The 23430-nt window shown below is 68.1% G+C and carries 20 protein-coding genes; 12 read left to right on the forward strand and 8 right to left on the reverse strand.

All coding sequences use genetic code 11. From position 1 onward, the window contains the following. Window positions 1-77: 77 nt before the first annotated feature. Window positions 78-866, forward strand: a complete 789-nt coding sequence (locus ACWF4Z_RS31055; protein ID WP_452246724.1) for a PrsW family intramembrane metalloprotease — start codon at window positions 78-80, stop codon at window positions 864-866. A 370-nt stretch (window positions 867-1236) separates the two neighbouring features. Next, a complete protein-coding gene (locus tag ACWF4Z_RS31060; RefSeq protein ID WP_452246725.1) occupies window positions 1237-2364 on the forward strand; it encodes an endonuclease in 1128 nt (375 codons plus the stop codon). A 6-nt stretch (window positions 2365-2370) separates the two neighbouring features. Here ACWF4Z_RS31060 and ACWF4Z_RS31065 read toward each other — a convergent pair whose 3' ends face one another. Then, window positions 2371-4977 (reverse strand): hypothetical protein, encoded by a 2607-nt coding sequence (locus tag ACWF4Z_RS31065; RefSeq protein WP_452246726.1) that lies wholly within the window; start codon window positions 4975-4977, stop codon window positions 2371-2373. Window positions 4978-5161: 184 nt separating this feature from the next. Between ACWF4Z_RS31065 and ACWF4Z_RS31070 the strand changes: the two genes are divergently transcribed. The 3 genes from ACWF4Z_RS31070 (at window position 5162) to ACWF4Z_RS31080 (ending at window position 7841) form a co-directional block, all read left to right on the forward strand. Continuing rightward, window positions 5162-6223, forward strand: coding sequence for a hypothetical protein (locus ACWF4Z_RS31070; RefSeq protein WP_452246727.1), 1062 nt, complete (start codon window positions 5162-5164; stop codon window positions 6221-6223). Between the two features lie 70 nt (window positions 6224-6293). Next, window positions 6294-7124: a siderophore-interacting protein gene (locus ACWF4Z_RS31075; protein WP_452246728.1), complete on the forward strand. Its 831-nt coding sequence runs from the start codon at window positions 6294-6296 to the stop codon at window positions 7122-7124. A gap of 39 nt (window positions 7125-7163) precedes the next feature. Next, window positions 7164-7841 (forward strand): class I SAM-dependent methyltransferase, encoded by a 678-nt coding sequence (locus ACWF4Z_RS31080; RefSeq protein ID WP_452246729.1) that lies wholly within the window; start codon window positions 7164-7166, stop codon window positions 7839-7841. A gap of 3 nt (window positions 7842-7844) precedes the next feature. Here the strand turns inward: ACWF4Z_RS31080 and ACWF4Z_RS31085 are convergent, their stop codons facing one another. Continuing rightward, a complete protein-coding gene (locus ACWF4Z_RS31085) occupies window positions 7845-8264 on the reverse strand; it encodes a pyridoxamine 5'-phosphate oxidase family protein (RefSeq protein WP_452246730.1) in 420 nt (139 codons plus the stop codon). A 56-nt stretch (window positions 8265-8320) separates the two neighbouring features. On the opposite strand from ACWF4Z_RS31085, the gene ACWF4Z_RS31090 reads away from it, so the two are divergent. The 5 genes from ACWF4Z_RS31090 (at window position 8321) to ACWF4Z_RS31110 (ending at window position 13790) form a co-directional block, all read left to right on the forward strand. Beyond that, the gene (locus tag ACWF4Z_RS31090) at window positions 8321-9217 is read left to right on the forward strand and encodes an aminoglycoside phosphotransferase family protein (protein WP_452246731.1); all 897 of its coding nucleotides are present in this window, start codon (window positions 8321-8323) and stop codon (window positions 9215-9217) included. A 12-nt stretch (window positions 9218-9229) separates the two neighbouring features. Next, the gene (locus ACWF4Z_RS31095) at window positions 9230-9688 is read left to right on the forward strand and encodes a group II truncated hemoglobin (RefSeq protein WP_452246732.1); all 459 of its coding nucleotides are present in this window, start codon (window positions 9230-9232) and stop codon (window positions 9686-9688) included. Between the two features lie 144 nt (window positions 9689-9832). Continuing rightward, the gene (locus ACWF4Z_RS31100; RefSeq protein ID WP_452246733.1) at window positions 9833-10888 is read left to right on the forward strand and encodes a quaternary amine ABC transporter ATP-binding protein; all 1056 of its coding nucleotides are present in this window, start codon (window positions 9833-9835) and stop codon (window positions 10886-10888) included. After that, window positions 10888-12840: an ABC transporter permease gene (locus tag ACWF4Z_RS31105; RefSeq protein ID WP_452246734.1), complete on the forward strand. Its 1953-nt coding sequence runs from the start codon at window positions 10888-10890 to the stop codon at window positions 12838-12840. Before ACWF4Z_RS31100 ends, ACWF4Z_RS31105 begins: the two co-directional genes overlap by 1 nt. Continuing rightward, window positions 12837-13790, forward strand: coding sequence for an ABC transporter substrate-binding protein (locus ACWF4Z_RS31110; protein ID WP_452246735.1), 954 nt, complete (start codon window positions 12837-12839; stop codon window positions 13788-13790). Before ACWF4Z_RS31105 ends, ACWF4Z_RS31110 begins: the two co-directional genes overlap by 4 nt. Before the next feature lie 552 nt (window positions 13791-14342). Here ACWF4Z_RS31110 and ACWF4Z_RS31115 read toward each other — a convergent pair. Further along, window positions 14343-15794, reverse strand: coding sequence for an FAD-binding protein (locus tag ACWF4Z_RS31115; RefSeq protein ID WP_452246736.1), 1452 nt, complete (start codon window positions 15792-15794; stop codon window positions 14343-14345). Window positions 15795-15966: 172 nt separating this feature from the next. Here ACWF4Z_RS31115 and ACWF4Z_RS31120 point away from each other — a divergent pair, with 172 nt between their 5' ends. Continuing rightward, the gene (locus ACWF4Z_RS31120) at window positions 15967-16563 is read left to right on the forward strand and encodes a ParA family protein (protein WP_452246737.1); all 597 of its coding nucleotides are present in this window, start codon (window positions 15967-15969) and stop codon (window positions 16561-16563) included. A 361-nt stretch (window positions 16564-16924) separates the two neighbouring features. On the opposite strand, the gene ACWF4Z_RS31125 is transcribed toward ACWF4Z_RS31120, so the two are convergent. Genes ACWF4Z_RS31125 through ACWF4Z_RS31145 form a run of 5 tightly spaced genes read right to left on the reverse strand, consistent with a single transcriptional unit; the run spans window position 16925 to window position 22656 of the window. After that, the gene (locus ACWF4Z_RS31125; protein ID WP_452246738.1) at window positions 16925-18127 is read right to left on the reverse strand and encodes an ROK family transcriptional regulator; all 1203 of its coding nucleotides are present in this window, start codon (window positions 18125-18127) and stop codon (window positions 16925-16927) included. 57 nt (window positions 18128-18184) lie between these two features. Further along, window positions 18185-19057 (reverse strand): oxygenase MpaB family protein, encoded by an 873-nt coding sequence (locus tag ACWF4Z_RS31130; RefSeq protein ID WP_452246739.1) that lies wholly within the window; start codon window positions 19055-19057, stop codon window positions 18185-18187. Window positions 19058-19085: 28 nt separating this feature from the next. Continuing rightward, window positions 19086-20741 (reverse strand): PHP domain-containing protein, encoded by a 1656-nt coding sequence (locus ACWF4Z_RS31135; protein ID WP_452246740.1) that lies wholly within the window; start codon window positions 20739-20741, stop codon window positions 19086-19088. 33 nt (window positions 20742-20774) lie between these two features. Beyond that, on the reverse strand, window positions 20775-21335 hold the full coding sequence (locus ACWF4Z_RS31140; protein WP_452246741.1) for a GNAT family N-acetyltransferase: 561 nt from the start codon (window positions 21333-21335) through the stop codon (window positions 20775-20777). Window positions 21336-21360: 25 nt separating this feature from the next. Continuing rightward, window positions 21361-22656: an XRE family transcriptional regulator gene (locus ACWF4Z_RS31145; protein WP_452246742.1), complete on the reverse strand. Its 1296-nt coding sequence runs from the start codon at window positions 22654-22656 to the stop codon at window positions 21361-21363. A 229-nt stretch (window positions 22657-22885) separates the two neighbouring features. Here ACWF4Z_RS31145 and ACWF4Z_RS31150 point away from each other — a divergent pair, with 229 nt between their 5' ends. Beyond that, window positions 22886-23053: a hypothetical protein gene (locus ACWF4Z_RS31150; RefSeq protein ID WP_452246743.1), complete on the forward strand. Its 168-nt coding sequence runs from the start codon at window positions 22886-22888 to the stop codon at window positions 23051-23053. Window positions 23054-23430 lie beyond the last annotated feature (377 nt).

Consider the following 23430-nt stretch of genomic DNA (forward strand, 5'->3'; position numbering starts at 1 on the left):
TCACGGGGATGCGCCCTGTCCATCACTGCCGTCCCTGCGACATGGCGCAACCACGCCAGTCCGGGCACCATCTGTCCATGAGCGCACAGATGCTGGTCCGCAGGTGGGCATGGGTCGGGACGTTCCTGATCGGCGGGGGTCTGTACCTCGCCGTGCTGGCGGTCCTGACCGACACCGGGAACCCGAATCTGTTCCCGACCATGATCCTGCTCGGGGCGCTCGTCGTACCGCTCACGTTCGTCACGTTCGCGGCCGGCCGATCCGGGCGCTGGCTGATCGACGGACCGACGCTGGGCGGCTGCCTGCTCTTCGGCGGTGTGACCGGGGTAGTCGTCGCGGGCCTGCTCGAGTACGACGCGATGCGGCGACTGGGGACCCTGCCGATGGTCGGGGTCGGGCTGATCGAGGAGGCCGCCAAGCTCGTCGTACCGGCCGTCCTGGTGGTCTTCTTCGGTCACCGCTACCGGAACTCGCTCGGCCAGGGGATCGTGATCGGCGTGGCCGTCGGCACCGGCTTCGCCGTGCTGGAGACGATGGGCTACGCGTTCGTCGCGCTGCTGCAGTCCAACGGCAACGTCGGCGCCGCCGAGGCGACCCTGTTCATCCGCGGCCTGTTGTCACCGGCCGGTCACGCCGCCTGGACCGGACTGAGTTGCTGGGGCCTGTGGCGGTTCGTGATCGCGCCGAACGGCAAGCACTTCGCCGGCTTCGTCGGCATGTACGCGCTGGCCGTCGCTCTCCACACCGCCTGGGACGATATCGGCGGGCGGATCACGTACGCAGTCGTTGGCGTGATCTCGATCGGCCTGCTGCTCTACGGCCTGAAGCGAGCCCAACGCAGCGACGCCGTCCTGGTGCCCGCCTGATCGGTCAGTGACCTGTCAGTAGCGTGAGACGGCCTCTCCCAGCCATGGACAACGCGTGCCGGGCTGAGTACCGTCCGTAAGCGGCGTCCGCACCACGCCACCGCTGGAGGGCCCGTGCGCCCTCCCCTTGTTCGGTGAGGTGCTGCCCGCCAGTAGCGCCTCGCTGGTGGATGGGCAGAGCGGCCCGCGGCAGTTCGTCGCGGCCTGATGGGGGCCCAGCCACCCAGGTGGGGCGGCGAGCGACACTCACTCGTTCACCGCCCCACCGGTTCAAACCTTCACCTGGTGTTCGCGATCGTGATGTTCGGCGGCCGGGCGCGGTGGGCAGACTGATCTCAGTTCGGTCCCCCAACCGCCCCTGGGAGTCACCGTGTCGCGCTGGTTTCGTCCTGCCCTGATTGTCACCACTGTCCTCGCGCTGCTCGGCTTCGGCATCACGCCGTCGACCGCGGCGACGCCCATCACCGTCGGTACGGCGATCGGCCGCCAGGACGGATCGAGTGCCTCGGTCACCGGCTACGTGGTCGGTCAGCCGACCGCCACCACGACCGTCGTCCGCAGCAACTTCCCGAACGACTTCGCACTCGCGCTGGCCGACTCGGCCACCCAGACGAGTACGTCGTCGATGCTCTATGTCCAGATCCCGTCCGCGTTCCGCGCGTCGTACGGACTGCAGACCAACCCCGGACTGCTCGGCCAGAAGATCACGGTCACCGGGACGTTGGCGGCGTACTTCTCGCACGCCGGGTTGAAGGACGCGACCGCGTTCACCGGAGGCGGGTCGTCGGATCCAGGTGATCCGCCGACCGATCCGGGTGACTACTACGCGGCCGCCGCGGGCAAGTCCGGCGCGGCGCTGAAGGCCGCGCTGCACACGATCATCTCGAACCAGACCAAGCTCAGCTACGACCAGGTCTGGACCGCGCTCCAAAGCACCGACCAGGATCCGAACAACAGCAACAACGTGATCGAGATCTACTCCGGCCGCTCGATCAGCAAGACCAGCAACGGCGACGGCGCCGACGACTGGAACCGCGAGCACGTCTGGGCCAAGTCCCACGGCGACTTCGGTACGGCGACCGGCCCGGGAACCGACGTCCATCACCTGCGCCCCGAGGACGTGTCGGTGAACGCGGCCCGCGGCAACCTCGACTTCGACAACGGCGGTACGGCGGTGGCCCAGTGCTCCGGCTGCACGGCCGACTCGGACTCGTTCGCTCCCCGGGCCGCCGTCCGTGGCGACATCGCCCGGATGATCTTCTACATGGCCGTGCGCTACGAAGGCGACGACGGGTTCGCGAACCTCGAGATCAACAACTCGGTCAACAACGGGAGTGCGCCGTACATCGGGAAGCTCTCGGTGCTGAAGGCGTGGTCGGCGGCCGACCCGCCGGACGCGTTCGAGCAGCGGCGCAACGAGGTCATCTACACGACCTTCCAGCACAACCGGAACCCGTTCATCGACCACCCGGAATGGGTGACCTCGATCTGGCCGTGACCGCCGCTACTGGCGGAGGTTGACCACGTCGGCGCCGCGGGCCGTCGTGGTCGGCCGCGGCGCCGGAGCCGCCGCCAGTTCGTCCTGAGCAGCCTGGGCCGTGGGGTGGGCGATACCGGAGTTCGCGGCGGCGAGGCCCATCCGGTCCTGGACCCAGGCCAGCATGCCGGGGTCGGCGATCGAGACATGCCGGCCGTGGTCGCGCAGCAGGCCCTTGGAGACGAGCTCCCAACGGGCACCGTCGAGACCCCAGTTGCCGACGCCGACCACTTCCTTCATCGGCAGGCCGTGCGGACGGGCGGCGGCCTTCGCCAGCAGCTCCCGCTCGTTCGGATCGCTGTCGCGCCAGGCGGCGTCGTACAACAGCTGGGACCGCAGGTTCAGCTGGAGCATCGCGGTCCTGGCGATCTGGTCGGTGACACCGACCTTGGGGTCGGACAGCTCGAGCGCCGAGCCGGCCAGCGTCCGCAGCCTGCTCGGGTTGCCGTTGGCCGCCTTGACCAGGCTCTTCACCGCCTCCGGCTCGATCGCGATCCGGGCCTGCTGCAGCGGCACGGTGAGTGCGGTACTCAGCTGGGCGTCGGTCAGCGCGGTGACGTTGCGGATGTCGAACCGGTCGGTGACCGAGGTCTCGATCTGGGAGTGCCCGCCCGACGCCTCGGCCAGCCGGGTCGCGGCCATGTCGCCGCCGGCGCCGATCAGGAACAACGGCTTCCCGTTCGCCTGCAGCATCGCGGACAACTCGGTCAGGCGGACCAGATCGTCGTCGTTGGCGCAGTCGAGGTTGTCGACCATCATCAGGATCGGCTCTTTGTGCTTGGCGGCCACATCGCTCAGGTACGTCGCGAGCTCGCGCAGCGTGCTGCCGACGTTGTCCTTCGACACATCGTCGGCCCGTTGGTTGACGCCGAGCTCCAGGACACCGGACGGGCCGACGCGCAGCTGCTTGTCGGTCCAGGCCTTTCGGCTCCGCACGGCCAGGTCGCCCGCGAGCTTCTTGAGCTTCGCAGCCTCGGCCTCGCCGTACTTGGCGCTGAACTTCGACATGTTCTCGTTGATCGAGCGGACGAAGCGAAAGGCCAGCGGCTCGCGCGACGACGCGTCCACCCGCAGCGAGACCCACTGTTGCCGCTTGGCCAGTCGCTGCACCTTGTCCAGCTCCTGGCTCGTGCCCATGCCCGGAGGGCCGGTGAACAGGATCGACGTTCCGCCGGGGCGGAGCCGGTCGAGTGAGATCGGCTCACCCTGGTCGTTGACCCGCTCGACTTCGTGCACCGGCTTCGTCGTACCGAAGACCTTGCCGGCCAGCGCCGCGCCGTCGGCGGTGGGGTGAACCGGCGCCATCTGGTCGCCCGGCTCCGCGTTGCGCATCAGCTTCCGGGTGGCGACCTCCGGCCGGGTGGGTGCCGCCTGCCGGCCGGTGACTTCCTTGTTGATCCACTCCATGAAGCCGGTCGTGGAGATCGTGACGAGGCCGCCTTCCTCCTCCCGGAGCAGACCGCGAGCGACCAGGTCCAGGCGGGCCTGGTCGAGCCGCTGCCAGGCGTCGCGACCGGCGTCGCGGTAGACCTCGGGCATCACCAGTCCGTTGAGACCCTGCGCGGCGACCATCGCGAGCAGGTCCTTCTGGGCGTCGTCCTTGGTGTTCGTCCAGTCGATCCGGTGCTCGGCGCGGTCCTTGTGCTTCACCCGGGCGATCGCCTGGCGGGCGACCTCGGGGGTGATGCCGGTCCTGGCCCGGCGGGCGTACGACAGCGACGTGTCGGCCAGGCGGCGAAGCCGGCTCGGGTCGCCGTTCGCGGTCTTGACCAGCGCGCCGATCGCGTCGACGTCGTACTGGATGCCGCGGTCTTTCAGTGGCACCGTCAAGGTCGACCACAGTTCGACGTCAGACATCGGCCCGACGGCGCGTACGTCGAACTGGTTGGTGACCGTGGTGGCGATACCGGACATCCGGTGGGACGCCTTCATCAACCGGCTGGGCGCCTTCGTGCCGCCGGCCGTGATCAGCCAGACGTCGCGCTTGCTCTTCTCCAGATGGATGGCGAGCTCGTTCAGTCCGGCCAGGTCCCGGTCGTCCGCGACGTCGATGTTGTCGACGAGCAGGAGGATCGGCTTACCGTTGCTGGCGGCAAGCTCTCCGAGCTTGTCACCGAAGTCGTTGAGGGTGGTGCCGATCTTGTCGTGCTTGGTCGTGTCCCACTGCCGCTTCAGGATCCACGTCGTGAACCACAGGCCGACCCGCGCCTCCACACCGGCCTGGGTGTTGCGCGGGCTGGTGGTCAGATCGCGGACGGTGCCGCGCAGATCGCCGGCCCGCAGGACTCCGTAGCGCTGGTGCAGCAGGCCGAGATTGGCCTTGATCGCGCGGGTGAGCAGGTTCTCGAGTTTGTCGCCCTTCGAGGCCCGGATCGAGATCGTCGTCCAGCCGTGCTTGTCCGCGGTCTCCTTCGCCTTGTCCAGCTCCCGGGTCTTGCCCAGACCGGGTGGCCCGGTGAAGAGGATGGCCTTGCTCTTCGGAAGCGGGTAGCCGATCGAGATCGATCGGCCGAGCCGGTCTCGCCGCATCACGGTGTACGCCGGGCGCGGCGGCGTACCGAAGACCGGGTCCATTGCTTCAGCGTGCGGATCGCAGCAGTCCCTGACACGGGCTGTACATGTCCTGACGGTTAACAATCACCTGCCGGAAGTTGAATGGCGGACCGTCCCGCCGAACTGGTCTAATCTCGCGACCCGATCGCGCAGGGTTACGCCGAAAACCTTGTCGGGGCGTTCGGGCCGCGGTCACCCTCGGTGCATGACGATGAAACGAGTGATGGCGGCGCTGTTCGCAGTGCCTATGGTGGGGCTGTTGCTTGGCGCGCTGCCGACGGCGGCACAAGCGGCCCCGAACCCGAACCTGCACGTCACCTCCGTGACGCTCAGCAGGGCCAATGTGGTGGTCTCCGGGACCAACACCGTGCCGGCGACAGTCACGGTCAAGGGTGGCTACGACTCCACCGACCCCAGTGACCAGAAGCTGACGCTCTACGTGATTCTGGAGCGCGCAGGCGGTACCGGACCGCTGCACTATCTGTTCTCCACCGACCTCCCGCGCACTGCGGGCACGGTGCAGGACGGCACCTGGAGTGGACCAGTCAATGTGCCGTCCACGGCCAACGGCACCTTCAAGGTGACCGGTGTGTTCGCCGGCACCTTCGGCGCCAACCCCGGTGACATGACCGACCCGACGCCGTACGCCGGACCGTCGATCGCGGTGAAGGGGAACGACATCCCGAAGATCACCGCCAAGGTCACCCCGAAGATCGTGCCGTTCAACAAGCCGTTCTCGATCACCTGGGCGGTCACCAACTCGGCCACCGGCAAGGCGTACGGCTCGAAGATCAAGGTGGTGCTCGGCGGCGACAACGTGTGCGCCGAGAACTTCGGCCCGGGCTACACGAACCTGACCGGCACCAACGGCCTGATCACCAAGTCGTACCCGGCGGGCGCCGCCAACTTCCTCAACTGCCTCATCCTGCCGGGCAACCCGAGTGGGATCAACGGACTGGGATTCTTCGTGGCGCGCCCCGGCATCGTTGCTGCCGCACCGTCGAAGACCAGCGCGCCGGTCGGCTCGCTCGTGCCCGTGAACGGCTCGGTGGCCGGACCGCCGTCCGGCTGCCCGGTCAACCTGCAACGCCTGTACGGCGCCACCGCCTGGCGGACGGTCGGTACGACGAAGGTCCGTCAGAGCGGGCGATTCACCCTGACGGCGCAACCGGCGTACAAGGGTCCGATCTCCTACCGGGTGTCCTTCCCGGCCTGTACCCCGTATGTCGCGGGGGTCAGCAAGGCGTTCTCGATCCGCGGTCTCTGACGCGTTGGGCGGGTGGGTTAGGCTCAGTTAGGTATACCTAACCTGCCCGCCCCGAGAGGATCGTGGTCGCGTGACCAGCCCCGCACCCCGCCGTAACCGTGTCTGCAAGCGCGCCGTCGTCCGCCGGACCGAGCGGATCACGCCGCACATGATCCGCGTCGTGCTCACCTCCGACGACTTCGCGGACAACGGATGCAGCGATCACTACGTGAAGCTGCTGTTCGGCCGGCCCGGTGTCGATTACCCGGAGCCGCTGGACATGGGGGTCATCCGGGAGACGTACCCGTCCGATCAGTGGCCGACCATGCGGACCTACACGGTGCGTAGCTGGGACGACGACAGCAAGGAACTGATCATCGACTTCGTCTACCACGGCGACGAGGGTGTCGCGGGCCCGTGGGCGGCGTCGGCTCAGCCGGGTGACGTGCTGTGGTTCAACGGTCCCGGCGGTGCCTACACACCGGAGGAGGCCGCCGACTGGCATCTGCTCGTGGGCGACGAGAGCGCGCTGCCGGCGATCGCCTCGGCGGTCGAGGCGCTGCCGGCGGGTTCGCGGGCGACCGTCCTGCTCGAGGTGGAGGACGAGACCGAGGAGCAGAAGTTCAGCGGTCCGGGCGACGTCGAGGTGACCTGGTTCCACCGGTCCGGCGGCAGCGATGGTCGAGGGGACGGTCTGGTCGCTGCGGTCGAGGCGCTCGACTTCCCCGCGGGTGACGTGCAGGTCTTCGTGCACGGCGAGGCCGGATTCGTCTTCCGGATCCGCAAGAATCTCTTCGCCGACCGCGGTCTGCCGCGCGACCGGGTCTCGCTGTCCGGCTACTGGCGACTGGGCAAGAACGAGGACGGCTGGCAGGCCGAGAAGGCCGAGACCGCCCGCAAGGAGCGGGAAGCCGCCAACTGAGCTGAAAACCAGATGCGCGCGGGCGGCGTCGTACGGGTCATGGAAGACCCTGTCTCGTTCGACCGATTCGCCGCTGAGTACGACCGTTTCGTGAGTCTGCAACCCGGGCAGCACGCCGAATGGGTGCTGGGGCTCGGCCTGCAAGGGCAGCGGGCGCTCGACGTCGGCTGCGGCGCCGGACACGCGACCGAACCGCTGGCCGACCAGTACGACGAAGTCCTCGGCGTCGACCTGAGTGAACCGATGATCGAGCTCGCCCGGCGCAAACGGTCCAGGCCGAACATCGAATACCGCGCGGCCGATGTCTTCGCGGTCGACGACGACGGTTTCGACCTCGTCTACAGCCACACGATGATGCATCACCTGCCCGACTACCGGGTCGGCCTCGAACACCTCAAGGCGCTGGTACGTCCGGGCGGGACGGTCGCCGTGGTGGACAACGTGAGCGATCGGTATCCGACCCCACCGCGGTGGGTCTACCTGCTGGGCGCGTGGCTGGGCCTCCCGCGGCAGGTCCGGCGGCTTGGGCTGCGGGACGCGTGGTTCGAGTTCCGGTTCTGGCACAGCAAGCCGTGGCTCGAGCACCTGCTCAGTGACAGGTACCTGTCCCGGACCCAGTTCCGCGAGGTGTACGACGGCGTCTTCCCCGGCGCCCAGTACACGGACCTCGGCTTCGCCCTCGCGATGCGCTGGACCGACGGCCGTCTCGTGGCCTGACCGCTACTCGATGACCCCGGTGACGATGCGCCGTGGGGTGATCTCGAACATCGAGTCCTCCGGCGGGTCGGCCAGGTACGCGTCGCGGAACTCCTTCGGCAGGTACTTCGCCACCATCGCGTGCAGCAGCTCGGTGGACAGTGGCTGGAGCCGAGTGTCGCCCTGAACGTTCACGTACTTCGCGGTCGGGCCTTCGGCCGTCTGGACCGACAGCGACAGCCCACCCGCACCTTCGCGATACAGCCGTGCCTTCTTCGAGTTGGCCGGAGTCATCACCTGGAAGGTGTTGTCCGCCGGCACATGGTGGAACCAGACCGGCGCCACGTGCGGCGGCCAGCCCGGGTCGTTGATGGCAAGCACCGCCACCAGCGGCTGCGCGAGGAACTCGGCGATCTCATCGTCACCCATCTTCCGAAAACCCATGCCGTCCACCCTTGCAGCAGCTACCGACAAATTGGCTTGTTGGCTTGCCTAGGGTGATGAGGGTGTTCGAGATTCCCGCGAAGTTGGTCCGGAACCACAGCGTGAGCGGAGCCTCGTGGCTCGCGGAGTTGCCCGCGACGGCAGCGTCGTACGTGCAGCGGTGGCAGTTGACGGTCAGTGGTGAGCCGTTGAGTGGTGAGGCGTCGCTGATCCTTCCCGTCGTACGGCGGGATGGCACCGCGGCGATGCTCAAGCTCCAGCAGGTGAACGACGAGAGCGAGGCCGAGGCGCTCGCGCTCCGGACGTGGAATCACGACGATGTCGTCGAGGTTCTGGAGGACGATCCGGCGACCTCGACCCTGCTGCTCGAACGACTCGAGCCGCAGACACTGGATGATCTCCCTGATCACGTTGAGGCCACGTCGATCGTGGCGGAGTTCCTGGTCCGGTTGACCGCCGTACCTGCTCCGCCTGGGGTTCGGCGGCTCGCGGACATCGCGGCCGCCATGGTCGATGCGGCACCTGGCGTGATCCCGCGGTTGAGCGATCCGGAGGAGCAGCGGTTGACCCGGCGCTTCGTCGCGCAGACGGCCGAGCTGCTGCCGGAGTCCGGCGATCGCTTACTGCACTGGGATCTGCACTACCTCAACGTGATGGCCGCGCAGCGGAAGCCGTGGCTGGTCATCGATCCGAAGCCGCTGGCGGGCGATCCGGCGTTCGACATCTTTCCGGTGTTGTGGAACCGGTGGGACGACCTGGTCGCGACCGGGAACCTGCCGGGCGCGATCCGGGATCGGTTCGACCTGATGCTGTCGGTCAGTGGGATCGACCGGGACCGGGCGCTGGGCTGGACCGCGGCCCGCATTCTGCAGCAAGTGATCTGGGCGGTCGGCGGTGGCGACACCCGGATGGATCCCGAGCTGGGTGCGGTCGCTCGTGCCCTCTTTGCGTGATTACATCATTACGTGACCACTCCGACGTTGTACGAATGGGCCGGCGGGCATGAGGCACTGCGGCGGCTGACCGAGGTGTTCTACGACAAGGTCCTCGAGGACCCGATCCTCGCGCCGGTGTTCGCGCACATGAGCGATCAGCATCGCGAGCACGTGGCGATCTGGCTGGGTGAGGTCTTCCGTGGACCGACCCGGTACACCGACGAGCTCGGCGGCTACCCCGGGATGCTCTCGCACCACATCGGCCTCGCGTTGACCGAGGAGCAGCGGGCCCGGTGGGCGACCCTGATCGCGGCCAGTGCGGATCCGGCCGGGCTGCCGGACGATCCGGAGTTCCGGTCGGCGTTCGTCGCGTACGTCGAGTGGGGTACGCGGATCGCGCTGGCCAACTCGCAGCCGGGCGCGACCCCGCCGCCGAAGGCGCCCGTTCCGCACTGGGGTTGGGGCGAGGCCCCGCCGTACCAGCCCTAGGTGCCTGGCTGGGCTTACCTGGTTGCGCTTAGCTGACTGCGCTTAGCTGACTGGGCAGACACCCGCGCGGGCGCCGACGGACTAGAGGTTGGATACAGTCGCGGTTCACGACGAATCCGCCGGCGGGGATGCGAGGGTTAACCTGTGACCGCTCAGCTCGAGTATCCCGAGACCCAGGACGACGACGCGCTGCTGTCCGTCCAGGGTCTGTGGAAGGTCTTCGGTCCCAAGGCCCAGCGGGTCCCGCGCCGGCCCGAGCTCGCGGCCCTCGACCGGGCCGCGCTGTTCGCGAAGACCGGATGTACGGCGGCCGTCCGCGACCTCAGCTTCGACGTGGCGCCGGGCGAGGTCTTCGTGGTGATGGGGCTGTCCGGGTCCGGCAAGTCCACGCTGGTCCGCTGCCTGACCCGGTTGATCGAGCCGACGGCCGGCGGGTTGTACTTCGAGGGCGAGGATCTGCGCGCGGCCGACGAGAAGCGGCTGCGGGCGCTGCGGCGGAGCAAGTTCTCGATGGTCTTCCAGCACTTCGGCTTGCTGCCGCACCGCAAGGTGATCGACAACGTCTCGTACGGTCTGGAGATCCGTGGCGAGAGCAAGCCCGATCGCCGGCGGCGTGCCCAGGAGGTCATCGACCTGGTCGGCCTGGCCGGCAACGAGCAGCTTTATCCCGAGCAGCTCTCGGGCGGCATGCAGCAGCGCGTCGGCCTGGCCCGCGCGCTCGCTAACGATCCCGACGTCCTGCTCTTCGACGAACCGTTCTCCGCACTCGACCCGCTGATCCGCCGGGAGATGCAGACCGAGGTCGTCCGGCTGCACCGCGAGGTCGGCAAGACGATGGTGTTCATCACCCACGACTTGTCCGAGGCGCTCAAGCTGGGTGATCGGATCCTGCTGATGCGCGACGGCGCCGCGATCCAGCTTGGCACCGGCGACGAGCTCGTCGGTGCGCCGGCCGACGACTACGTCCGCGAGTTCGTCCGCGATGTGCAGCGAGCCGACGTGCTCACGCTGCGCTGGATTCTCCGCGAGCCCCGGCCCGACGAGCCGCTCGACGGGCCCGAGCTCGGTCCTGACGTCCTGGTGCGCGAGGCGACCCGGCTGGTGCTCGAGGCGGATCGCCCGGTCAAGGTCGTCCAGGACGGCACGCTGCTGGGCGTGATCGGCGACGAGGAGATCCTCGCCGTCGTCGCGGACAGCTGATGGCGTCCATCACCGGCGGGGTGGAGATCGAGGTACGGCGGCCGCGGCGTGGCGTGGTCGTCGGAGTGCTGCTCGTCGGGTGGGTCGCGGCGTACTTCGTCCTGCGCGGCATCGACACGCTGGCACTCGGCGGCCAGGAGACGACGCCGTTCCATCGGTGGCTTACCGACCATCGCGACGATGCGGGCCAAGGCAACGTGGTCTTCGACGCGATCCGGATTGCCGTCGACCACTTCGTCGTACTGCTGCAGAACGTGATCTCGCAGCCGTCGTTCGACCGACCGGTTCCGGTGATCGGGTGGCTGGGGGTCGTCGCGGTGTCGACGTACCTGGCCTGGGCGTTCGGCAACTGGAAGGTCGCTCTGCTGACCGCTGTGGGGCTCGGCTTCGTCGGGGCGCAGGGGTTGTGGCAGGAGAGCATGGACACGCTCGCGCTCACGATCGCGGCCGTACTGTTGTCGTTGCTGGTCGCGATTCCGCTCGGCATCTGGGCCGGGCTGTCCGATCGAGCCTTCAAGGTCGCCACGCTCGTGCTGGATCTGATGCAGACGCTGCCGACGTTCGTGTACCTCGCGCCGTTGACGCTCTTCTTCGCGATCGGCCCGGCCGCCGCGACGATCGCCACGCTCATCTACGCCGCGCCGCCGGCCGTCCGGTTGACCGCGCACGCGATTCGCTCCGTCCCGCCGGAGAGCGTTGAGGCGGCTCGCTCGCTGGGATCGACGCGCGGGCAGACGCTCACCAAGGTCCTGCTGCCGATGTCGCGCTCGACGGTTGTCGTCGGCATCAACCAGACCATCATGGCTGCGCTGTCGATGGTGACCGTCGCCGCGCTGATCGATGCGCCCGGCCTCGGCCAGACCGTGCTGAAGGCCTTGCAGACGCTGGATGTCGGCGTCGCGTTCAACGCCGGGCTCGCGATCGTGGTGATCGCAATCGTGCTCGACCGGGTGACGACCGCTGCCGGTGACCGGCCGTGGCGTACGGCGAACGTCCGCCGACGGATCCTGCTCGGTGCGGGAGCGGTCGGGGTGCTGGTCGCGATCTGGTTCTCGCGGACGTATGTGTGGGCGGCGTCCTTCCCGTCCGAGCTGAACCTCGGCCCGCGGATCGCGGCGATCGCTTCCGACGTGACGAACTGGATCCAGGACGTCTTCGGCGGATTCACGTACGGCGTCCGCGACCTGGTGACCAATGCGTTGCTCAACCCACTCGAGGGGCTGCTGACCGGGTCGCCGTGGTGGCTCGTGTCCGCAGTCATCGTCGTACTGGCAGCTGTGTTGGGCGGTTGGCGCGGTGCCGTGCCGGCGGTCGTCTGCCTGGGGCTGCTGGTCGCGACGGGGGTCTGGAACGACAGCATGATCACGCTCGCCTCGACGCTGCTCGCGACGGTCGTGGTCGTCGTGGTCGGGCTCGCGCTCGGCGTGTGGGCCGGACGGAACCGACGCGTGGACATCTGGATCCGGCCGGTGCTGGACGCGGGGCAGACGATGCCGCCGTTCGTGTATCTGGTGCCGTTCCTCGCGCTGTTCGGCACCAGCCGGTTCACCGCGATCGCGGCCGCGGTGGTGTTCGCGGTGCCGGTCACCACCAAGATCGTTGCCGATGGCATCAAAGCGGTGCCGGTCGCGACCGTCGAGGCGGCGAACTCGGTCGGGTCGAGCGCGTGGCAGGTGATCAGCAAGGTGCAGCTGCCGGTGGCCCGGCGGGCGATCACACTGGCGGTCAACCAGGGCCTGATCTACGTGCTCTCGATGGTGGTCGTCGGCGGTCTGGTCGGCGCGGGTGCGCTCGGCTACGACGTGGCTGCCGGATTCGCGCAGAGTGAGTTGTACGGCAAGGGGTTGGCGGCCGGGCTGGCGATCGTACTGCTCGGGGTCATGCTCGACCGGGTGACGCAGGCGGCGGCACGCCGTACTGGGAATTTTCGAAGTAGAGGAGACAAGCGGTGAAGAAGCTCCGGTACGCCGGCGTCCTGACGGTCGTCGCACTCGCGCTGGCGGGATGCGGCGGGGAGAAGGTCGGCGCGGACAAGCCGGCCGCCGGTGGCAAGGAGTGCGGCAGCTTCAACCTGACCGTCAGTCCTTGGGTCGGTTACGAGGCGAACGCCGCGGTGGTCGCCTATGTCGCGACGAAGGATCTCGGCTGCAAGGTGGTGAAGAAGAACCTCAAGGAAGAGATCGCCTGGCAGGGCTTCTCCACCGGCGAGGTCGACGTGAACCTGGAGAACTGGGGTCACGAGGACCTGAAGAAGAAGTACATCACCGACGACAAGGTCGCGGTCGAGGCCGGTTCCACCGGAGTCAAAGGCGTGATCGGGTGGTACGTGCCGCCGTGGATGGCGGCCGCGCATCCGGACATCACCGACTGGAAGAACTTGAACAAGTACGCGGCGCTGTTCAAGACGTCGGAGTCCGGCGGCAAGGGACAGTTGCTCGACGGGGACCCGTCGTACGTCACGAACGACGAGGCGCTGGTGAAGAACCTGTCGTTGAACTACAAGGTGGTCCAGAGCGGTAGCGAGACCGCGCTGATCCAGGCGTTCCGCGACGCGGAGAAGAACAAGAAGCCGCTGCTCGCGTACTTCTACGAGCCGCAGTGGTTCTTCAACGAGGTCAAGCTCGTCAAGATCAACCTGCCGGCGTGGAAGGCCGGCTGCGACACCGACCCGGCCAAGGTCGCCTGCGACTACCCGCCGTACGACCTGGACAAGATCGTCTCCAAGAAGTTCGCCGACTCCGGCAGCCCCGCCTACACCCTGGTCAAGAACTTCCAGTGGACCAACGAAGACCAGAACGCCGTAGCCCGCATGATCGCCGTCGACAAACTGACCCCCGACGCAGCAGCGGAGAAGTGGGTCAACGCCAACCAGCCCAAGGTCAACACCTGGCTCGGCAAGTAAGCACAAACAAGAGAGAGCGTTATTCAGAGAAGAAATATCGGTTCTTGTAAGGGATGTGGGCAAGACCGTCACCGCTGCGTGATCGTGCTGGTCGGTGCCCGCGGGGAGTTGTGAGCCGGGTTCAGGTGATTCGGTCGGTCGGCGTGGATCCGTGCCCGGTGTGGTTCGGTGCAGAGTTTGGTGATCGGACCGGTCCGGGTGCAGCGCGGGCGTAGCCGGGTGGTTGACACACCTTCTGGTGGGTGTGAACAAGAAATAACTTGTGTACACCCACCACAAGCTGTTCAAGCCCTCCGCGAATCGTCCGTTCCACGCCCAATCCCGCCACCCGGACAACACCGACCACATCGCGAGAACCCGGCCCGCCCGGGTGTCGAGTCGTGGATCCGGGTCAGGAATCGGCCGCGAGTTTCGCCGATATCCACGACTCGAAAACCCCGGCCCGAACCACTCGCCACGACTCGAAAACAGCCGCCGCGCAGCGGTGTCCGCTCAAACCACACATCCGCCACCGGGACCTGTTGTTGTCTGTTCCTTCTTCAAACCTCAGAACTAGAAGATGCCTGGGCCGGGGGTGAGGATGTTGGCTGGGTCGTGGTGGTGCTTGAGGGTTTGGAGGTGGGGCCAGCGGGGGCCGTAGTGGCGGCGCCAGTCGGTGGGGGTGAAGGGTGTGGACTCGATGGGGTAGCGGGTGGCGCCCAGGTCTCGGGCTCGGTCGAAGAGACGCTGGTTGCGCTTGACCATCCGGGTGCCGAAGTCGGTCGGGGCGCCGTGGGGGCCGGCGGTCATCAGCGTGAAGAGGTAGACCCAGTCGCTGCCGTCGCCGACCGGTAGCCGCAGGGACGGGCGGGTCAGCCTGGACCTGCGGTGGGCGTACATCAGGACGAAGCCGCCGACGCCGACGTCCTCCGGGGTGAGCGTGCTGACGACCTCGGTCACGTACTGCTCGACCGACACCTCCGGGAGCCACAGCGTCATCCACGGCTTCTGCAGGTGACTCCAGTCGAGGGCCTGGTTCAGCTGATCCACCGCGTCGTCGATCCGGGTGACGTGCGGGAGGAAGTCGTTCTCGGTGACCATCGCCTCGGCGGCGGGCTTGGTCAGACCGCGGAGCAGGTGTGCGTCATCCGGCGGGGTCGCGGCCGGGTGGAAGGTGAAGGCGTTGAGGTGGTGAACCTCGCCGTGCTCACCGGGCCGCCACCAGTCGCCGTAGATCTCGCTGATCTCACTACGGTTGATCAGCGTCTTGAAGTCGGCAAAGAAATCCTTCGAACTCGTGTACGCGAGCTCGTGACCCCGCACCCGCTCCGGCGCCGGGATCAACCGGACGGTCGCCTTGGTGATGATGGCGTACTGACCGAGCCCGGCGAGCACCGCCTCGAACAGGTCCCGGTCCCGCGTCTGGGAGCATCGACGTACCTCGCCCGTCCCGGTGACGACCTCGAGCTCGAGCACGCTGTCCACCTGGCTGCCGGACTGGATCGCGGGCGGAATCCCGCCGAGCGACAGCGTCCCGCCGAAGGTGAGACCGAGGAACCCGGTCAATGCCGGCGGGGTCAACCCGTGCGCGTTGGCCGCGTTGGTGAGCTCCAGCCAGTCGGCGCCCGCGTCGACGATCGCCCGGTCCGGCCGGATCTCGTGGATGGTCTTCAGCGCGCGCATCTCGATCAGCAGCCCGCCGACCAGCCCTTGCCCGTCGGTGGTGTTGGCCAGGCCGCGCGGCGCGACCGCGATCCGATGCCGGACGCAGTACCGGATCATCGCCTGGATGTCGGCGACCGAGCCGGGCACAAGGACCGCCTGCGGTACGACGGAACGGTAGTGGCCACCGTCCGTGGCGTCCTTCTGGCGGCTCGGCAGATCCAGCAACAGCCGACCGTCCAGCCGCGGAACCGGGTCGACATCGTGCCCCGATTCGGCGGCCCAGGACCGTCGGACCGGGCTGAAGCCCGCCGCCAGTACGCCGAGACCGAGCACTCCCAAGACCGTGCGACGACTGCTCATCAGACCCCTCCCGGATGGCATCCGAGCCGCACGTTATCCCCTCGACGGCTCACCCGAACAGGTTGAAGAAGGGTTGAGCTTGTTCATCGGGGCCGTAGGCAATTATCACGAACACGTCGAGCAACGCCGACGACACGCCGAAAATTGGGCCGAACCGGGTAAGTTCACTCTCATGATCATCGTGACAGCTGCACTGAAGGGCGGGGTCGGGAAGACAACCACGTCGGTGTACTTGGCCTCGTTGGCATCTTCCAACCGTCGCACAGCCACTCTGGTCGACGCGGATCCACAAGGCAGCGCAGCCGACTGGATCGAAGCATCCGACGACCAGCACCTGGCCAGGATCGAGATCGCCGAGGCGCCGACCGAGCGTCTCCTGACCAAAGCTCTGGACAAGGTCCCGCCGGAGGGGATCGGCATCGTCGACATGCCGCCGTCCCACGAGCGCCTGCTGAACAAGGCACTCGAACGGGCCCGGATCGTGATCATCCCGACCCGGATCGGCGGGGTGGAGACACCCCGGGTCAAGGCCGTGCTCGAGTTGGTCCCGGACGGGGTGCCGGCGGGACTGGTGATCTGCTCGGCCCGGACCTACACCCGCAGTTACCAGGACGCCATGCAGCAGTACGCCGACGACGGCATCCCGGTGTGGGGATCGATCCCGGAGCGGGTCTCGATCACCGCCGGCCCGACCGGCCCCCTCGCCGCCGACGGCCTGGAGTCCTACAAAAAGGTCTGGCGCAAAATCCTCGCCGCCGCCCGCACCTGACGCCCTCCCAACCAACCACCCTCACGCCACCCCCACCCTCACGCCACCCCCACCCTCACGCCACCCCCACCCTCACGCCACCCCCCACCCTCACGCTCACGCCACCCTCACCCTCACGCCACCCCCACCCCACCCCGGCCGTACGCCACCACCGCCCGGCCCCGAACAATCTCGTGGGAGATCCCGTCAGCTTGTCCCTTCTCCGCTCGCATTCCAGGGGGAGAACGGACCATCTCATGGGATCTCCCATGAGATTGCGAGGGGCCGGTGACAGCCCGGGCGGGCGGGAAGGCGGGCGGGAAGGGTGGGGTGGCGGGAAGGGTGGGGTGGCGGGAAGGGCGGGCGGGGTGTGGGGTGGCGGTCAGCGGTGGAGGGGTGGTTCGCCGCGGACGTAGGCGCGGATCACGGTTGCGGCTGCGCCGCGGGCCCAGTCGTCGAAGGTGTGTGAGCGCAGCATCAGGCGGCAGTTGCCCGCGGCGCCGAACGCGTGCTCCGCGAACGCGAGGCGCATCCGCTCCTCGTACAGGTCGTACTCCGCCACGCCCTCACCCGCGATCACCACCAGTTCGGGGCCGACCAGGTTCACCATCGCGGCCAGTGCCGCGCCGATTACCTCACCGGCCCGGTCGAACGCCTCCCGCGCATGGGCGTCACCCTCGTGCGCCAACTTGATCGCACCGGCCAGATCCAGGTCCGCCTGCCCGGTCGTCTCCCGGGTCCGTGCCAGGATCGCGTCGGACGAGGCAACGGTCTCCACGCAACCACGCCGGCCGCAGGTGCAGACGAGGTTGCCGGGTGCGAGTGGGAGATGGCCGAGCTCGCCGGAGACGCCGTACGCGCCGGACACGACCTCACCGTTGATGTAGAGCCCGCAGCCGATCCCGGAACCGATCGTGACCACGGCGAACGAGTCCGCGTTCACGCCGACACCGAACCAGTGCTCGGCCACGGTCAACGCCCGTACGTCGTTCGTCACGACAATCGGCACCTTGAACCGCTCGCCGAGCAGCTCTGCCACCGGTACACCACGCCAGCCCATCAGCGGCGAGTCACGGACGACGCCGTGCTCTCCGTCCACATCGCCGGACACCGCGACGCCGATCCCGACCAGCGGTCCAGCCATCGCCTCACCGGACTTCAGCGCACCGATCAGGCCCTTGACCAGCTCGGCGACCTGCTCGATCACCAGCTCCGGCGCGGTGTCGTCGATCTGCTCGTGCCGAACGCTCAGGATCGCGGAGGTGAAGTCCGTCGCGACCCCGATCAGACCGGTCGGGGTCAGCTTCACCCCGATCACCGAAACGCTGCTCGGTACGACGGTCAGCGGGCTGACCGGCCGCCCGATACCGAGCTGGTTGTCCAGCTCGACCGGTACGGCGGCCTGGTCCGTGACGAACCCGGTCTCGATCAGCGGCGCGACCGCCTTGGTGACGGCCGCCTGGGACAGTCCGGTCCGGCGGGCGATCTCTACCCGCGGAATCGGCCCCTGGGTCAAGATCTTGGTCAACACCTCGACCCCGGCCGGCGTGGCCAGGGGAAGGGGACGATGAGGACGCAGCGGCACAGGACCAACCTACCGGCGCAAGGCCGCACAACCGCACAAATCCGGCGCTGCGGAGCGCTATGACAGCGTTGGTGAGGCCAACGCCCAGCGGATTGTCCGGGTGAGGGCTTCGCCGGAGGCGCGGACCACGGTGTGCTCGGCCAGCGGGAGGTAAGGCAGTCGGAGCGGCCAACGCGTCCACCACGGCAGCAGCCCGACTGCAGCCGTAGAGAGGATGCCGTACGCCGGTCGGGCCGCCCACGGCACCGGTGGGTGCACAAGCATGAAGCGCGCGGCTTGGCGGGCTTCCGCCGTACCGCGGAGCTCTGGCTGGTATTCGGCCAGCACTTGGCGCAGCTCGGCCACCGTGGTCGGTGGGTCGACCACACCGAGCTTGCCGGCCACGAGGGCCGCGTCTTCGACGTACAGGTCCTGCTCGGCTGAGGTGAGCGGGTTGGCGCCGTACCGCTGGTGGGCGGCGAGGAAGCTGTCCACCTCGGCCACGTGGACCCACTTGAGCAGGTGTGGGTCGGAGGCTCGGTACTTCACCCCGCTCGGGCTGGTCCCACGGACCCGCTCGTGCACCGACTGGACGTGCGCGATCGCCGCTTCCGCCGCCGGGATATCGCCGTACGTCGTGATCGCCAGGAAGTAGCTGGTCCGGCGCAACCGTCCCCACGGGTCGCCGCGATAGCCGGAGTGCGCCGAGACCGCGGCCATCGCCAGCGGGTGCAGCGATTGCAGCAGTAAGGCCCGGAGTCCGCCCGCAAACATCGATGCGTCGCCGTGGACGCGACGAATCGGGCGGTCCGGGGCGAACCAGCGCGGACCGGGTGTGTTGTGCACCCGGTCGCGCTCGGCATGCGGGTCTGGACCCGCCACCTTCGTCAGGATCATCCGCGCCAGCCCGTCCCGCAACGGGTCCAGCGGTCCAGTCGTGGTGGGGGCCATGCACCCAGTCTCCCCACCACTCCAAGCTTTAGTAGACGTCCACGAAGATCGGGTTCGTGTACAGCCAGGTGTCGAGCCACGGGTCGCCGTCGGCGTTCGGGTGCTGGATCGGGCCGGCCGGGTCGATCCGGCGGCCCAGGTAGCCCGGTCCGTTCCGGCGGCCGTCGCTGCCGCGGACCCGGACGTAGTGTGACCGCTCTGCGCGGCCGAGCGGGATGCGGAGCTCATACGTGCCGGACTTCCGGTGTACGTCGACCTGCTCGACCACTCGAGTGTCAGGCGCCTTCCAGCTGTCCTTCTCTGCGGTCTGCCCGGTGACGATCCCGCGGATCACGTCCACGGTCGCCAGCCGCGGGAGGAGGCCGTGGAAGTTCGGCCGGGTCGCACTGGTCACCGTCACCCGCAGCTCCAGCCGCTGGGACCGGTGCGCGCGCAGACGCCCGCCGAGGGTGACACCACGCTGCGGCGAACCCACCGGAGCGAGCCGTACGTCGATGCCGTCCACCAACTGCCCGTGGTCCACCCACACGCGCCCAGCCCGCAGACCGGCCATCACCTCGAGGTACCCGTACCGGCTGACGCCCACGTGAGTGCGGCTGAACTGACCCGGCCAGAAGTCACTACCAGGCTGCGGTACGCCGGAGTCGGTCGGAGAAGGCTTCCACCCGAGGCTGTCGAAGTTCTGACCGGGCGGGAAGTCACCGTCCTTCCAGGTGTCCCAGATCGTCCGGTGGTTGTCGCTGTTCGACGTGATCGAGAACAGTCGGCCCTCGGCGAGCATGCTGTCCCACAGACCGCCGACTGTCGCGGTGGCCCAGTCGAAGCCGCCGTACGTGCGGTATGCGTCGACCGGGTACCCGGGGAAGCTGCCGGCGCCGGGCGAGTTGACGTACTCGCCGCGCTGGTTGGTCGTCGTACCGCGGAAGGCGGCCCAGGCCGGGTCGGCGTCGCCCTGCGAGCCGGGTGCACCTTCCATGCCGATGCAGACGCCAGTGTCGCGCCAGGCGCGGATCTCGTGCGGTGCGTCGATGCCCAGCCTGAGCGGATGGTTGGCGAGCACCAGCACGTCGTCGACGTACTTGCTCTGCTTCTGCGCGGCCAGCCACTGCAGCGCCTTGATCGCGTGCTGCTCGTTCTCCGGTGTGTCCGCGGACCGGCTGGTGAGCTTGCCGTCGTACTCACGCTCGAACTGCTGCAGCAGGGCTACGTTGTTCGGGCCGGGCGCGACCAGGACCGTGGCGTGCTCGGCCGAGGGGATGTACCACTCCAGGCCCTGGAAGATCAGCATGCGCGGGTTCTCGGCGCGGGCCTTGAGCACCTCGACGTTCTCGGCGGCAGCACCCTTGTCGGCGTGGCCGAAGTTGCTGTGCTCGGTGAACGCCATCCAGTCCAGCCCGAACTGCGCACCGCGCTGGGCGTGCTGGCTGAAGTCGTACTTGGCGTCGTGGCTGTACCGCGTGTGCACGTGGTGATCGCCGACCAACCAGGCCAGCTCAGGATCACTCCCGTACGACGAAGTCTCGCTGGAGGCAAACGCCTCCGTCGAACCCACCGCCGCGACGGCGAACCCGGCGCCCAGCAGACCGGCGCCGCGGATCAGACCGCGCCGCGACACCCCCTGCGGGTCGAGTGCCTCTTCCGGCACCTCTGGATCGGCCCACTCCGGGACCTGCTGTGTCACCATGAGCGGCAACCTTGCTGGTCCGGACAAATGCCGTCAAGGCGCCAGTCGACGCTCAGATGAACGATCGGCGTACTCGTGCTCGAGCAACGAATAGAGCAAGGAATCGCGCCATTCACCGTTGGTGAACACGTGATCGCGGAGATGACCTTCGTAGCTGAAACCGAGCCGCTTCACGACCGCGATCGAGGCTGCGTTCTCCGGGCCGATGGCGGCGGTGACCCGGTGCCGCCCGAGCGTGGTGAACGCGAAGCGCAGCAGCACCCGGGAGGCATCCGTTGCGTACCCGCGGCCCCACTGGTCGGCGTTGATCGCGTAGCCCAGCTTCGCGCCCCACGACCCGCTCGGCGCGATCCGCCCGAAGCCGATCACGTGATCGTCGTCCTGGCGGGTGACGGCGAGCATGTGATCGGGCCGGTCCTCCCGTGCCGATCGCTCGATGATCCCGGCCAGGACCTCGGCGGCCCTGGTCCGGTCGTAGCTGTCGAACGCCATCCAGGCGGTCACCCGGTCGTCGCCGGCGATCGCCAGATAGTCGTCGAGATCAGAGGTCCGAAATTCGCGCAGTGTCGTCAGTTCACCGAGCAGGGGCTCCATGCGCGCAGGCTATCCGTCAACTGGTCTAGCGATTGAAGGTCTGCATCGGGGTCCGGGTGAACATCTCGATCTCCTCCTGGAGATCCCGGGCGTCGTCGGCACGGCCGGACAGCCGCAGCGCCTGGTGGACCCGGCGGGCCGAGTGCACCACGCCGTTGATCCGGCGCTCGGTCGGCAGGCCCAGCACCGGCGCGATCGCGTCGGCCGCGCCGTCCAGCTCGCCACTGGCGATCCGGCTGATCGCCATCGCGGCCTGGCTACCGGCCGCGTCGCCGAAGGCCCACTCCGGGTGGTTCTGGTCGGTGTAGGCGTCGACGGCCTGCCGCGAGTACCGCTCGGCCTGATCGACTTCACCGGGCAGCCAGGCGAGCGCGTCAGCGGCGTAGTACAGCTGGCGGTTGCGGCCGAAGGTGCACAGGCCGCCCATGTCGTCGAGATCGTCGTTCCGCACCGAGCTCCAGGCCTGCTCGGCCCGCTCGAGCGCGGCGCGGGTGGCCTCCGGGTTGCCCAGGGCGGCCCAGGCACGAGCCTCGCTGACCGGGAGCCAGACGCTGGTGGTGCTGTTGGCCTGCTCCGCATACCCGGCGCCGAGCTGGGCATACCGGACCGAGTCGTGCGGGTTGCCGGCCCAGTACGACACCAGGGACTGCAGGCCGCGGACCCAGGCGCGCAGGCCGTGGTGGTCGGCGTTGTCTGCACACAGGAACGCCGTCCGCGCCTGCGTCAGCGCAGCGTGCGGGTTGCCGAGGTCGTGGGACGCCTTGGCGAGCAGACCGCCGGTGACGCCGCCGAGGAAGTACAGCTGCCGCAGGTGCTCCGGGCGTTGCCGGCTCTCCAGCAGGGCGAAGACCAGATCCTGCGTCTCGACCAGCTGGCCGAGGATCTCCGGCAGCGGTCGCTGCGGATACGCCTTCGCGACGTGGCGTACGTCGTCGTACACCTGTTCCATGGCCTCGCTTCCGAGACCGGACTGGGCCGCGAGGGCAAATGCCCTCGCGCGGCTGGCAGCCATGTCGAGAACCTCCATCTCATTACCTGTCGTGATCCGTCCACTCGCGGCAGGTGCCGGCACCACCTGGGCGGCCTGCTCGGGGACGTACGGCGCGAGGAGCTCCTCGACCGGCTTGCCGAACATGCGTTGCAGGGTGCGCCGGGTCTGAGGAGTGGTGCCTGCACGCTCGCCCGATGCGAGGCGCCGCAGGTGCCGCTCGGTGATGGTTCCACCCAGCTCGACGAACTCGGCGACGATCTCGGAGTAGGTCTGGTTCCGGCGCTGGATCAAGTGCGCCAGGACCGTCTTAGGCGCCAACCTCGCCGCCATCGTTCCTCCCGTTCACGTCAGAACAGACGTTGTCTCGACTCATGCCCCACGACAAGGTGCTGTCCTCCAGATGTCCGCGAGAGGTCCGGAAGAGGTCCGGCAAAGGTCCTCTTCAGGTCCTAGAGCGGTCACGTTGGGCTCGTGCACCATTACTGCCATGACAACCAGTAAGTCCAACTGGTTGCAAGGGCTCAGAGTTACGGGGTGAGAGGTAGTGACCATCGCGGAAATGACGTCGAGGCAGCACCGACGCAGGGTTCGGGTCTGGTTCGGTGAGCATGTGATCGCGCAGTACGTCGCGGAAGCGCCGCTCGCCGCCCGCTACGAACAGGCCATGCGGCGCCGTTTCGCCGGTCTCCGGGTCACCAACGACCTGCTCGGCCCGCTCGACAACTGAAGCACCTGAAGCACCTGAGACACCTGAAACAACCTGATCTCCGGGTCCTCCTCAGACTCGGTAGCTGCCGCCTGGAGTCTCCTCACGTCCAGGAGCAGCACAACTGGAAGGTCCGTGGCACTCCTCAGTCCCGGACGAAACCCAGGTGCGGTCCGGGGCACTCCTCAGCTCCGGACCGCACCGCCCAACAAGCCCGGCTGGGCTTGGCGGCTGAGTTCCCTGTATCGCCGCCGCCCAGCCGTTCCAACCCACCTCCTGGCCGACACCTCGGGCCAGGCGGGGCCGAGTGTCCTGGGCGGTAGGACACCGGAGACTCCCGACACCTCACCGGGAGTCTCCCCCTGAGGTGGCCGACTCCGCTGTGTGACCGCCGCGCC

This window comes from Kribbella sp. NPDC055071 (assembly GCF_053608045.1).